At 61.5% G+C, this 12,501-nt stretch carries 11 protein-coding genes; 2 read left to right on the top strand and 9 right to left on the bottom strand.

Annotation, left to right across the window (positions count from 1 at the left end; translation table 11 throughout):
* Positions 1 to 156: 156 nt before the first annotated feature.
* On the top strand, positions 157 to 2,259 hold the full coding sequence (tkt, locus tag ACUIAI_RS03510) for a transketolase (RefSeq protein WP_445342659.1): 2,103 nt from the start codon (positions 157 to 159) through the stop codon (positions 2,257 to 2,259).
* A gap of 155 nt (positions 2,260 to 2,414) precedes the next feature.
* A complete protein-coding gene (gene tal, locus ACUIAI_RS03515) occupies positions 2,415 to 3,524 on the top strand; it encodes a transaldolase (protein WP_024628055.1) in 1,110 nt (369 codons plus the stop codon).
* A gap of 91 nt (positions 3,525 to 3,615) precedes the next feature.
* Here tal and hemH read toward each other — a convergent pair whose 3' ends face one another.
* The 9 genes from hemH to ACUIAI_RS03560 all read right to left on the bottom strand — a co-directional run bounded on the left by hemH (position 3,616) and on the right by ACUIAI_RS03560 (position 12,464).
* The gene (gene hemH, locus ACUIAI_RS03520; protein ID WP_254477498.1) at positions 3,616 to 4,539 is read right to left on the bottom strand and encodes a ferrochelatase; all 924 of its coding nucleotides are present in this window, start codon (positions 4,537 to 4,539) and stop codon (positions 3,616 to 3,618) included.
* A complete protein-coding gene (locus tag ACUIAI_RS03525) occupies positions 4,532 to 5,878 on the bottom strand; it encodes an MFS transporter (RefSeq protein WP_445342660.1) in 1,347 nt (448 codons plus the stop codon). The genes hemH and ACUIAI_RS03525 overlap by 8 nt, the downstream gene beginning before the upstream one ends.
* A gap of 55 nt (positions 5,879 to 5,933) precedes the next feature.
* A complete protein-coding gene (gene hemQ / locus ACUIAI_RS03530; protein ID WP_445342661.1) occupies positions 5,934 to 6,692 on the bottom strand; it encodes a hydrogen peroxide-dependent heme synthase in 759 nt (252 codons plus the stop codon).
* Between the two features lie 363 nt (positions 6,693 to 7,055).
* Entirely contained in the window at positions 7,056 to 7,304 is a 249-nt protein-coding gene (gene secG, locus ACUIAI_RS03535; RefSeq protein WP_046322919.1) for a preprotein translocase subunit SecG, read from the bottom strand.
* 60 nt (positions 7,305 to 7,364) lie between these two features.
* The gene (tpiA, locus tag ACUIAI_RS03540) at positions 7,365 to 8,147 is read right to left on the bottom strand and encodes a triose-phosphate isomerase (RefSeq protein WP_445342662.1); all 783 of its coding nucleotides are present in this window, start codon (positions 8,145 to 8,147) and stop codon (positions 7,365 to 7,367) included.
* Positions 8,148 to 8,237: 90 nt separating this feature from the next.
* On the bottom strand, positions 8,238 to 9,434 hold the full coding sequence (locus tag ACUIAI_RS03545; protein WP_198208527.1) for a phosphoglycerate kinase: 1,197 nt from the start codon (positions 9,432 to 9,434) through the stop codon (positions 8,238 to 8,240).
* Positions 9,435 to 9,513: 79 nt separating this feature from the next.
* Positions 9,514 to 10,473, bottom strand: coding sequence for a DNA-binding protein WhiA (gene whiA, locus ACUIAI_RS03550; protein ID WP_045935384.1), 960 nt, complete (start codon positions 10,471 to 10,473; stop codon positions 9,514 to 9,516).
* A 120-nt stretch (positions 10,474 to 10,593) separates the two neighbouring features.
* A complete protein-coding gene (rapZ, locus tag ACUIAI_RS03555) occupies positions 10,594 to 11,487 on the bottom strand; it encodes an RNase adapter RapZ (protein WP_445342663.1) in 894 nt (297 codons plus the stop codon).
* 2 nt (positions 11,488 to 11,489) lie between these two features.
* Positions 11,490 to 12,464 (bottom strand): shikimate dehydrogenase family protein, encoded by a 975-nt coding sequence (locus ACUIAI_RS03560; RefSeq protein WP_445342664.1) that lies wholly within the window; start codon positions 12,462 to 12,464, stop codon positions 11,490 to 11,492.
* Positions 12,465 to 12,501 lie beyond the last annotated feature (37 nt).

The following is a 12,501-nucleotide window of genomic DNA, read 5'->3' on the forward strand; positions in this document are numbered from 1 at the left end:
TTAGCACTCGGGCCATGAGAGTGCCAAAACGTCGCGCGAAGAGCCGAATTGTGTCGTCTCAAACCGATACGATGGAAACGCATTGTGAAGGTAATCGAACATTTTCGACACAAGTCGAACATGGAGACCTCTAGATTGGAAGGAAAGCAGCACCATATGGCAGATTTCACATGGTCCGAGCTCGATGAGCGGGCTGTCAAGATGGCCAAGGTCCTCTCGGCCGACGCGGTCGAGAAGGCCGGAAGCGGCCACCCCGGCTCCCCTATTTCGCTGGCGCCCATCGCTTATGCGCTCTACCAGCACTTCATCCGTCACGACCCCAACGACCCTGACTGGGTCGGGCGTGATCGGTTCATTCTTTCCGGCGGCCACGCTTCGCTGACTCAGTACGTGCAGCTCTACTTCTCCGGGTACGGACTGACCCTGGACGATCTGAAGCGCTTCCGCACCGCTGGCACCCGGACTCCCGGCCACCCCGAGTACGGCCTGACCCCCGGCATTGAGATGACCACCGGCCCGCTGGGCCAGGGCCTGGCCTCGGCCGTGGGCTTCGCCTATGGTCAGCGCTACGAGCGCGGTCTGCTGGATCCGGACGCACCCGAGGGGCAGTCCCCCTTCGACCATAAGGTCTGGGTCATCTGCGGCGAGGGCGACGTCGAGGAGGGCGTCTCCTCCGAGGCCAGCTCTCTGGCCGGCGACCAGCGCCTGGGCAACCTGACCGTCATCTTCGATGCCAACCACATCCAGATCGAGGGCGACACCCGCATCTCCCTGGGCGAGGACATCCTCAAGCGCTACCAGGCCTACGGCTGGTACACCGACGAGTTCAGCTTCATCCAGCCCGATGGCTCCTACAAGGAGGACGTCGAAGGCCTGGCTGCCGTCCTGGAGAAGGCCGAGCAGGTCACCGACCGGCCAAAGTTCATCAAGGTGGACACCCTGATGGCCTGGCCCACTCCCGGCAAGACAAACGATCCTTCAGCCCACGGCTCAGCCCTAGGTGCAGAGGCCGTCGCCGGCCTGAAGAAGACCCTGGGCTACGACCCTGAGCAGAGCTTCCAGATTGACGAGGAGGCCCTGGCCCACGCACGCGAGGTTGCCCAGCGCGGTCTGGCCGCTCACAAGGACTGGGACGAGAAGTACCAGGCCTGGCGCAAGGCCAACCCCGACAAGGCCGACCTCTACGACCGCATCCATGCCGGCAAGCTGCCCGAAGGCTTCGACAAGGCCCTGGACGACCTGGAGGCTGGCTTCGAGCCCGGCTCCAAGGTGGCCACCCGCAAGGCCTCCGGTGCGGTCATCAACGCCCTGGCCCCCATCATGCCCGAACTCTGGGGTGGATCCGCCGATCTGGGCGGCTCCAACAACACCAACATCAACGGTGCAGTCTCCTTCGCTCCCGAGGCCGACGAGACCGTCCAGTGGCCCAAGGCCAGCAAGTACGGCCGCCAGCTGCACTTCGGCGTGCGCGAGTTCGGCATGGGCGCCATCACCAACGGCATTCTGCTGGGTTCGGACACCAGGCCCTACAACGGGACCTTCTTCCAGTTCAGCGACTATGAGCGCCCCTCGGTGCGCCTAGCTGCCCTGATGGACATCCCCAACCTATATGTGTGGACCCACGACTCCGTGGCCCTGGGCGAGGATGGCCCCACTCACCAGCCCATCGAGCATCTGACCGCAGTGCGTGCCATCCCCCAGATGGAAGTTGTGCGCCCGGCCGATCAGTATGAGACTGCTGAGGCCTACCGCGCCTTCTTCGAGAAGGACAACACCCACCCCACGGCCATGATTCTGACCAGGCAGGGCGTGCCCACCCTTGAGGAGACCAAGGCCAAGGCACGCGAAGGCGTGCGCAAGGGCGCCTACGTGCTGGTTGACACCGAGGACCAGCCGGATGTACTGATCATGGCCACCGGCTCCGAGGTGCAGCACGCTGTGGCCGCCTCCAAGACCCTGGCCGAGCAGGGCGTCAAGGCCCGCGTCATCTCCGTGCCTTCGCTGGAGTGGTTCGAGGAGCAGGACGACGACTACAAGGAAGCTGTTCTGCCCGCCTCCGTCAAGGCTCGTGTCTCTGTTGAGGCCGGACTGGCCACGCCTTGGTACAAGTACCTGGGCAGCTATGGCAAGCCCGTCTCCATCGAGCAGTTCGGCCTGCAGGGCAGCGGCGACGAGAACATGCGCGACCTGGGCATTACCGCCGATCATGTGGTCGAAGCAGCACAGGCCTCCCTGGAGGAAGTCCGTCGGGCCCGCTGAACCCGGCGTTCATGACAAATCGGGGGCCGTCCGCGACGCCGGCCCCCTCCCCTGCAGGCACGCCCGAAACGCGGCCTGCGGGAATACAGCAAAATACTTCCCGGTAGTGCATAGTGAATGTGATTCCATCGGGAACCCAAATAAGGAGTGACAAGATGGCAGAAAATGCAAACACCCAGCGCACCAGCGATTCAGGTGTCTCGATCTGGCTGGACGATCTGAGCCGCACCCGCATCGAGTCGGGCAATCTGCAGCAGCTGATCGCCGAGCGCAATGTGGTGGGCGTGACCACCAACCCCTCGATTTTCCAGAAGGCACTGAGCCAGGTGGGTCCCTATGACGAGCAGCTCAAGCAGCTGGGCCGCATCCCCGTCGAGGAGGCCGTCCGCGAGCTGACCACCACCGATGTGCGCAACGCCACCGACATCTTCCGCGAGGTTGCCGAGAAGACCGATTATGTGGATGGACGTGTCTCCATCGAGGTTGATCCTCGTCTGGCCCACAACACTGAAGAAACCGAGAAGCAGGCCGAAGAGCTCTGGAACAAGGTTGACCGGCCCAACGCCTTCATCAAGATTCCCGCCACCCTGGAGGGTCTGCCTGCCATCACCGCCACCCTGGCCAAGGGCATCTCGGTCAACGTGACCCTGATCTTCTCCCTGGAGCGCTACCAGCAGGTCATCGACGCCTTCATTGAAGGCATCGCCCAGGCCGACAAGAACGGCAAGGACCTGAAGCACATCGGCTCGGTCGCTTCCTTCTTCGTATCCCGCGTGGACACTGCGGTTGACAAGCTGCTGGAGGCCAACGGCTCTGACGAGGCCAAGTCCCTGGAGGGCAAGGCCGCCGTGGCCAACGCCCGCCTGGCCTACGAGCTCTTCGAGAAGGCTTTCGACAAGGATCCTCGCTGGGCCGATCTGGAAGCCAAGGGCGCCAAGCGTCAGCGTCCGCTCTGGGCCTCCACCGGCACCAAGAACGCCGCCTACTCCGACTGCAAGTATGTGGACGAGCTGGTGGCCCCTGACGTTGTCAACACCATGCCTGAGAAGACCCTTGAGGCCCTGGCCGCTCACGGCAACGGCGCCCCCTCCATTGAGGGCACCTACGAGGAGAGCCACCAGATCATGCAGAAGCTGGCAGACCTGGGCATCAACATCAAGGACGTGACCGACAAGCTGGAGGCCGATGGCGTCGCCGCCTTCATCAACTCCTGGGATTCGGTCCTCTCCGACGTACAGAAGGGTATCGACCGCGTCAACGGTTGAGCGCTTGACTGACAGTCGCTGACTGTCAGTAGTCGCCATTAAAGATTGTGCCCCGTCCGGTTCAAACCGGACGGGGCACAATTGGTATCAGTTACTCTGCCTTGGTCTCCTCGACCACCTGCTGCAGGGTGGCAATGAGGGCGGGGCTGTCATTGGGCATGTTCAGCCTGGTCAGGGTGCCGCCGGCGGATTCGATGGCCTTGGCCAGCTCCTGATCGACGTCGTAGCAGATCTCCAGATTGTCGGCGATGAAACCGATGGAGGCGGAGACGATGGTCTTCATGCCGCTCTTGGTGATCAGATCCTTGGCTACGGTGACGAAATCAGGACCGATCCAGGGCTCCTGGGTACGGCCTGCTGACTGCCAGGCCAGCACGTACTGATCCTCATTGAGGCCAGCTGCCTGAGCCACGGCATTAGACAGACCGATGACCTCATCCTTGTAGGGGTCCCCTCCCTGGATGATGCGCAGGGGCAGGGAGTGGGCGCTGAAGATCACCTTGGTGTCCGGCCGGTCGGTCAGCCCCTTCTTGGCAACCAGCTGGTCGCTCCAGAAATGGATCAGCTCTTGGTGGTTCCACCAGGACCGCACGGGCAGGTATTCCATACCCGGATGGGCCTCGACGGCCTTGCGGGCGCGGTTGTGGTAGTCCTCGCTCGAATAGGAGGAGTACTGCGGGGCCAGGGGTATGCCAATGACTCTGGTGATGCCATCGGAGGCAATCTGGTCGACTGCATCCTTGATGAAGGGAGCGATATACTTCAGCCCTTCGTATACCTTGTAAGCACCGGGGTGGGCCTTGTCCAGCGCAGCCTGAAGACCGTCGCGCTGGGCCTTGGTGATCCTGGCCAGGGGCGAGGGCAGGCCGATGGCCTTGTAGCGGCCGACCAGCTGGTCCATGAGCGGTTTGGGCGGCTCCTGCCCATGGCGGATATTGGTGTAGTAACCCTTGATATCGGACTCCTGGTAGGGGGTGCCGTAAGCCATGAGGAGGACAGCTGTAGGTTCAGTCATTAGCAACTTCTTTCTGTGAAAATGGAATGCAGTATGTCAGGCCGATATTGACCAGGGCTATGACGATGACCACCAGGAACATGTTCCTGTAGGAGGCCAGCCCGGCCTTTCCGCCCACCTTGCCCAGTTCAATGGCTGAGGCGAAGAGCAGGGGGGCGATGGTGGTGCCGATCTTCTTGCAGGCCGACAGCCCGCCGATGGCCTGCATGCGGTTCTCGGGCCCGGCCAGCCTTCCGGCGATGACCTGGAGCGGCGAGGACATCATCGAGCCCATGCCCACCCCCATCAGGAAGGACAGGACCATGAAGAGCTGCAGGTTGTGCAGGGTCAGGGTGATCACCAGGGCCATTAGGCCTATCAGCGATGAGGAGAAGACGAGCGTGGTCCGGTAGCCGAACTTGTCGACAAGGAGCCCGCCCAGCCAGGATCCGACCACGGAGCCCAGCCCGACGCCGACCATGACCATGCCGGCCGAGCGGACCGGAAGCCCGAAGACGGAGTGGACATAGGTTGGAATGTAGACGAAGAGGGAGAAGAACATGCCTCCCAGCGTCCCCAACAGAAGCGTCAGCCCATAGGAGGGCAGCTTCAGCAGGCGGATGGGCAGGAAGGGCATGGTGTCCTTGGCGTCGCCCAAGTTGCGCTCATGCACCAGGAAGACCGCGCCGGCCACCATTGCGACCAGGAGGCACCCGATGATCAGGGCCAGGTAGGTAGTTCCGTACTGGAGGAAGGTGATTGCCACCATTAGCAGGGCCAGAGCGATGCTGAAGGAGCCCAGACCCAGGTAGTCGGTCTTCCAAGCGCGGTCGGTTTGGGAGTCGCCCATCATGAACCAAGCCAGGATGAACAAGATGGCCAGGAAGGGCAGCATCATGAAGTAGTAGGCCCGCCATCCGTGGGTGATGCCCAGGAGTATGCCGGATAAGACCGGGCTGACCATGGCGGAAAGACCGGCGATGATGCCCACCGTGGAGACCTTCCTGCCTTGGTTGTTCCTGTGGGCGCGCTGCAGAAGGACGTTCATGGACAGGACCATGATGCCGCTGTCTCCCAAGGACTGGATGAACCGGCCCAGCAGCATGACCGCATAGTTGGGCGAGACCGCCGTCATCAGACATCCAAGGAACCAGAAGGCCAATTCCCAGAGGAAGACCTTCCTGGTCCCGTGGGCGTCAGAGAGGTTTGAGGTGATGGGGGTTCCCACCACCAGGCCCAGGGTGTAGAGTCCGACCACCCAGGAGGAGCCCATGGTGGTCAGGCCGAAAGTCCGTGTGATGGACGGCAGCATGGTCGGCACCGCTCCCCCATCCAGCTGGGTGATGAAAACGATGACCATGAAGAACCATATGGGCGTGGAAAGGATCGATCTTCTCTCTCTTGTAGACATGGTGTTACTGTCCCAACTGGTCCGTGAGCAGCCTGTCAATGCGCTCAGGATCGGTCTGGGTGCCTACCAGGAAGTAGGGGAATTCGCCGTAGATGGAGCTGGCTTCGATGTAGCGCATCTCGGTGACGATCTTCTTGAACTGGACGGGGTCGTCAGCGAACAGGGTGACGCCCCACTCGTAGTCGTCCAGGCCGATGGAGCCTGTCAGGATGATGGAGACCTTGCCGGCATAGGAGCGGCCGATCTTGCCGTGGTCGTGCATGTAGGCCTTGCGCTGGTCGTAGGGCAGCGTGTACCAGTTGGCACCTGGAACTCGGGTCTTCGACATGGGATAGAAGCAGATATAGGGCTTGTCGGGCGTCTTGGGATGCAGGCTGGCGTTGACGTAGGACCAGCCGCGGTCCGTGGTCGGCTTGCCCGAGTAGAGGCCTACCTCGGTGACTGACACATAGGAGATGGTCGGCTCCAAATAATCGGAGATGCGCAGCTTCTCTAGGGAGGTCTCGACCTCCTGGAGCTGGTCCAGTGTCTCCCTGAGGACCATCAGGCCCAGGTCGGCCTTTTGCCCATTGACCCGGCACCAGTAGTGGCTTCCCTGGCCCTGGGACTGGACTGTGTCCAGCTGTGCGGCAAGGGCCTTGAACTCATCCAGGCATTCCTGGCGTTCGTCTTGCGGCACTCGGCGCCACTTAGCCCAATCGATTTTCCAGAAGAGGTGGAGACAGAACCAGCCCTCCAGGCTCGGTGCAGCTTGCTCAGCCATGAGCACATCCTTTCGCTTGCTTAGCTTGCACGACATTGTGTGATGTGCCGTTCATCCGGCACACCCTTACTCACTCTATAGGCCAAGAGGCTGAATCGTTGGATTATCGGTGCATTGTGAATGACATATTGTGGTAACAGTCAAGGACTATGAGCCTTGCACTATCGATGAAGAAAACAGGTCTTGTGTACAGACCTCGTGTATAAGACATCCATATAGAATCACGATAAAGTGGCATGCAAAATAGGATGTCAAAGGCGCTGGTAGGCCGGCATGACCAACAGCTATAAGGGAAAAATCATCCAGATATGAAAAACCCCGGTTGATGCCGGGGCCAGGTATTTCAGGTATTGGTTGCTGGAATCAGGCCAGCTTGTACTTGGAAATGAGGTCCAGAGCTATGATGATGGCCACCCAGATCAGAGCCACAATAATGGTTAGACGGTTCAGGTTCTTCTCGGCTGCACCCGAGGTGCCAGCGTTGGAGCCGATTCCGCCGCCGAACATATCGGACAGGCCGCCGCCCTTGCCCTTGTGCAACAGAATCAGCATGGTTAACAGCACGCTGGCAAGAATCACAACGACTTCGAGCACAATCTTGACAATGGTCACGGCATATACCTCCATGTAAGGAACTGGGAACAAGTATACAGATACCCAGCGAAAAACGCATCAGCCCTTGGCGGCCAGTCTCACGATTCGTGCGAACTCCTCCACATCCAGGGAGGCGCCGCCCACCAGAAAGCCGTCCACGTCCGGCTGGCTGATCATCTGGGAGGCGTTCTTGGAGGTGACCGAGCCGCCGTAGAGGATGCGCACGGACTGGCCGGCTGGGTCTCCAAATTTGCTTGAGATGTGGTCGCGGATGGCACGAGCGGCCTGCTGGGCAGTGTCCGGAGTGGCCACCATGCCGGTGCCGATGGCCCAGACTGGTTCATAGGCCACAATCAGGTTGGCCATGTCCTCCTTGGCCAGGTCGCGGGTGACGTCGTTGACTTGGCCCACGGCGAAGTCCAGCTGGATGCCCTGGCGGCGCTCCTCGTAGCTCTCCCCCACACATAGGATGGGTTTCATGTCCGCAGCCAATACGGCACGGATTTGGTCGACAATGTTGGCATCGTCCTCTGGATGGTACTTGCGCCGCTCGGAGTGCCCCACGATGACGTAGCTGCAGCCCAACTGAGCCAGCATGTCCGCGGACACATCCCCGGTGAAGGCGCCTTGGGTGGTAACGGAAACAGCCTGGGCCCCATATTCAATTGGCAGGTTGTCGGCCTCCACAAGCACCTGGACGGAACGCAGGGCAGTGAAGGCGGGCATAAGAGCCACCTGGCAGCGCCTGCGGTCGAAGTGGGCGTCGCGCAGGAGCCAGGCCAGCTTCTGCACGAAATAGGTGGCTTCCAGGTGGTCGAAGTTCATCTTCCAATTGCCGGCCACCAGGGGAATGCGTGCCATACCAGACCTTTCCATCCGCGCAACAACAGCAATGCCGGGCCGCCGGATGCGAAACCCGGTGACCCGGCATTGCCCGTCTGTTTGCCGATTTTACTCCAGCACCTTCAGACCCGGAAGCTCCTTGCCCTCAAGGAATTCCAGAGAAGCGCCGCCGCCGGTGGAAATGTGCGAGAAGCCATCCTCAGGGAAGCCCAGGTTGCGCACGGCCGAGGCAGAGTCGCCGCCGCCGACGATGGTGAAAGCTCCGGCCTTGGTGGCATCGACCAGGCCCTGAGCTACAGCACGGGTGCCATCGGCGAATGCCGGGAACTCGAAGACGCCCATGGGCCCGTTCCAGACCACGGTCTTGGAGTCCACAATCTTGTCGTGGAAGAGCTTCTGGGAGTCAGGACCGATGTCCAGACCCATCTTGTCTGCGGGGATGCCGTCGGCAGGAACTACCTGGTGAGGCGAATCCGCCTTGAACTCGTCAGCCACCACGATGTCGGTGGGCAGGACCAGCTCCACGCCCTTCTCGCGGGCAGTGGCGATGTAGCCCTTGACAGTATCGACCTGATCCTCCTCCAGCAGGGAGGAGCCGACCTCATAGCCCTCGGCCTTCAGGAAGGTGAAGACCATGCCGCCGCCGATGACCAGACGGTCGGCCTTGCTGAGCAGGTTCTCGATGACGCCCAGCTTGTCGGAGACCTTGGAGCCGCCCAGGACCACAGTGAAGGGCCGCTCGGGGTTCTCGGTCGCCTTGGACAGGGCCTTGACCTCCTTCTCGACCAACAGGCCTGCGGCAGAGGGCAGGAATTTGGCCACAGAGTAGTTGGAGCCCTGGGCGCGGTGGACCACGCCGAAACCGTCGGAGACGAAGACATCGCCCAGGTCGGCGATTTTGCGGGCGTAGGCATCACGCTCGGCCTCATCCTTGCTGGTCTCTTCGGGGTTGTAGCGCACGTTCTGCAGCAGGACCACGTCGCCGTCGTTCATGGCAGCCACCTTGGCATGGGCATCGGGACCATAGGTGTCCTCGGCCAGAGGAACCTGCACGCCCAGCAGCTCCCCCAGGCGTTCGGCCACAGGGGCCAGGCTCAGCTCGGGAACGACCTTGCCCTTGGGGCGACCCAGGTGGGCCATGAGGATGACCTTGGCGCCCTGGCCACGAAGCTGCTCGATGGTTGGCAAGGCTGCGCGGATTCGGCCGTCGTCTGTAATAGTGGTGCCGTCCAGCGGCACGTTGAAGTCCGCGCGGACGAGCACGCGCTTGCCCTTGAGATCACCGAGGCTCTTCAGTGTTTTCATGCGTATCCTTTCTGACTGCGGGTCCATGCGCCCGCTCCCCTGCCATGGTACTCAGGCAGACCGACCTGTGTGAGCTATCTCACTCTTGTTTGGCCTGTTCCTCGGCCCTCTTCTTTTCGACCTTGGTGGCTAGCTGGAGCAGACGGCGGATGCGTCCGGCGATGGCGTCCTTGGTGACCGGTGGATCGGCCAGGCGGCCCAGCTCTTCAAGGGAGGCCTCACGGTGGTCCAGACGAAGCTGGCCGGCCGCACGCAGGTTCTCGGGGATGTCGTCGCCCAGAATTTCGAAGGCCTTGGTGACCTTGGCACTGGCCTCCACAGCTGCCTTGGCGGAGCGGCGCATGTTGGCATCGTCGAAGTTGGCCAGGCGGTTGGCCTTGCCGCGGGATTCACCGTCGCTGCGCTTGCCGGTCCACTCCCTGGAGGACTTGGGGGCGCCCATCAGGTTGAGCATGCGCTCAATCACATCTGGGTCACGCAGGGTTACACGCTCGGAGCTGCGCACCTGGCGGGCCTTGGCGTTGATGCCCAGACGGCGGGCAGCGCCTACCAGGGCCAAGGCGGCCTCAGATCCGGGGCAGACGATCTCCAGGTAGGAGGCCTTGCCCGGGTCGGACAGCTCGCCATGAGCCAAGAAAGCTCCTCGCCAGGCGGCCTTGACCTGGGCGATGTTGCCGGAGACGATGTCGGCGGGAAGACCGCGAACCGGGTGCTTGCGACGGTCCAGCAGTCCGGTCTGCAGGGCCAGGGCACCGCCTGCCCGTAGCACGCGGACCGAGTAGCGGGTCAGGTTGCCGGTGGGGGCCTGTCGCTTGACCTGGATCAGATCGGAATCATGGCCGTAGACGTCCCTGATGGTGTTCTGCAACCACTGCGCTGCTGGAAGGGAGTCAAATTGCGCTTCCACCACAATGTGGCGCTGAATGATGTGCAGACCGCCACCGAAGCGGATCATGGCCGCCGATTGTGCTTTCTTGGCAGAGGGGGGTTCGTTGTCAATCGCGGCCAGCTCGCTTTTGACATCATCAAGTAGGGCCAAGAGCCGTCCTCCTACGAAAAAATACTGAAAAATGAATACTTCTTGGCCGCACGACACACCTGCCATGCCGACCACCGGATTACTGTGATATCGAATATCTTGGACAAATTGCGCCTTTGGCTATCCGCGGGGACGGTGCGGCAGCTCGCGGGCCGAGACGGTCACCTCCATTCCCCGGGACCGCAAACGGGCGGCCAGAGCGTCGGCCATGGCCACTGAGCGGTGCTGTCCGCCAGTACAGCCAAAGGCGATGGTCACATAGTGCTTATCTTCGTGTGCGTAGCCGCTGAGCGCGGTCAGAATGGCGGTCGTGTAGGCATCCAGGAACTCCTTAGCGCCCTTGCTGGCCATCACATAGTCACGGACCGGGCCGTCATGGCCGTTCAGATCACGCAGCTCCGGAACCCAGTAAGGGTTGGGCAGGAAGCGCACGTCAGCTATGAAGTCAGCGTCGATGGGCAGACCGTACTTGAATCCGAAGCTCATGATGTGCACGCCCACGGTGGTCGGTCCGGAGCCCAAGACCATTTCGTAGAGGCGGGTGGAGAGCTGATGGATGCTCAGGTTGGAGGTGTCGATGACCATGTCGGCACGCTCCTTGAGTCCGCCCAGCAGGCGGCGCTCCTCGTGAATACCGTCGATCAGGCGGCCGGAGCCCTGTAGAGGGTGGGGTCGGCGAACGGACTCATAGCGCTTGACCAGCACCTGGTCGGAGGCATCCAAAAAGAGGATGCGGCAACGCACGCCCAGGTCGTCCAGATGGCTGAGCACAGCCGACAGGTCGTCGAAGTAGGAGCGTGAACGGACGTCGATAACGGCAGCTAGGCGGTGCAGGGAGCTTCCGGCAGAAGTCATCATGTCGACAAGGGGTACAAGTAGACGCGGGGGCATGTTGTCGACCACATACCAGCCCATGTCCTCCATGGAGTCTGCAGCGCGAGTGCGTCCTGCACCGGACATGCCTGTGATCAGCAGTACCTCGAAGCCTGCGAAGGGCGGTTTTTCCGTCGTCATAGTCATGTCTCCCTCAAGGCTTGGTCCATAGCAGCTGCCGGAACAGCGGCCAGGGGTCGGTCGGTCATCAGCGCCACTTGACGCACGGCTTGATACAGCAGCATGCGTTCGCCGCTGATGGCCCGAGCAGCCGGCCGGCGACAGAATGCTTTCATGAGCTGGGTGGGTCGGGGTTCATAGACTACGTCCAGCAGGACTGAGCACAAGCAACTGTCGGCATCGGCCTCTGGACTCCTAGCGGTATTGAGCAGATCGGCCAGGGGATCAGCTGCACCTGAAGGCAGAGTAGAGACGATTATATTGGCCCTTATTAGAGTCCTTTCGGCCTTCCCAGCCTGGTCCATGGCGGTGACGGCCGGCGCAGGCAAGCCCAGCCGCGAGGCGAGGTCCAGCATATGGTCACAGTGCTCCGGATTGCGAGCAAGCAGGTCCACACGCTCGACCCCCAGCATCTTCAAGGCGCAGAAGGCGGACTCAGCTGTGTTTCCGTTGCCGATGACCAGGGCCCGCGCTCCCCTATACGGTTGGTCGGGAAGCTTGTCCTGCCGCCCCTGACCGGCAGCCTCCAGCAGGGCGGCCAGATCGTCAGCGTCTTCATCAGCGCGGCAGCAGCCGGCAGCCTCCAGTAGAGCAGCCACTATCCCCTCTACATCTGTGTTGTACAGAGACAATCCTTTGGCGGGGCCGCTGTGCTCAAAGACTGCTGTATTGGCCACTTCCAGAGTCTTAGACCAGTAATCACAAAAATTGCCCAAGGGGCCCACAGCACTCTTCAAGGGCATGGTCAGACTGAGCCCTGCCCAAGACGGGTCAAGGCCGTAGATAAAATTCGCCAGACCGTCAGCGTCCACGCGCGCTCGGTCGTAGTGCCAGTTGTTCAGGCCTAGTGCATCATAGGCTGAACTGTGCAGAAGGGGCGAGAGGGAATGACTGATAGGATCGCCCAAGACGGCACAGCGACGATCAGGTCCATTCATATCTGCAATCACGCACCAATCAATTCAGGGCATGGCC

This window comes from Bifidobacterium sp. ESL0827, from assembly GCF_052606685.1.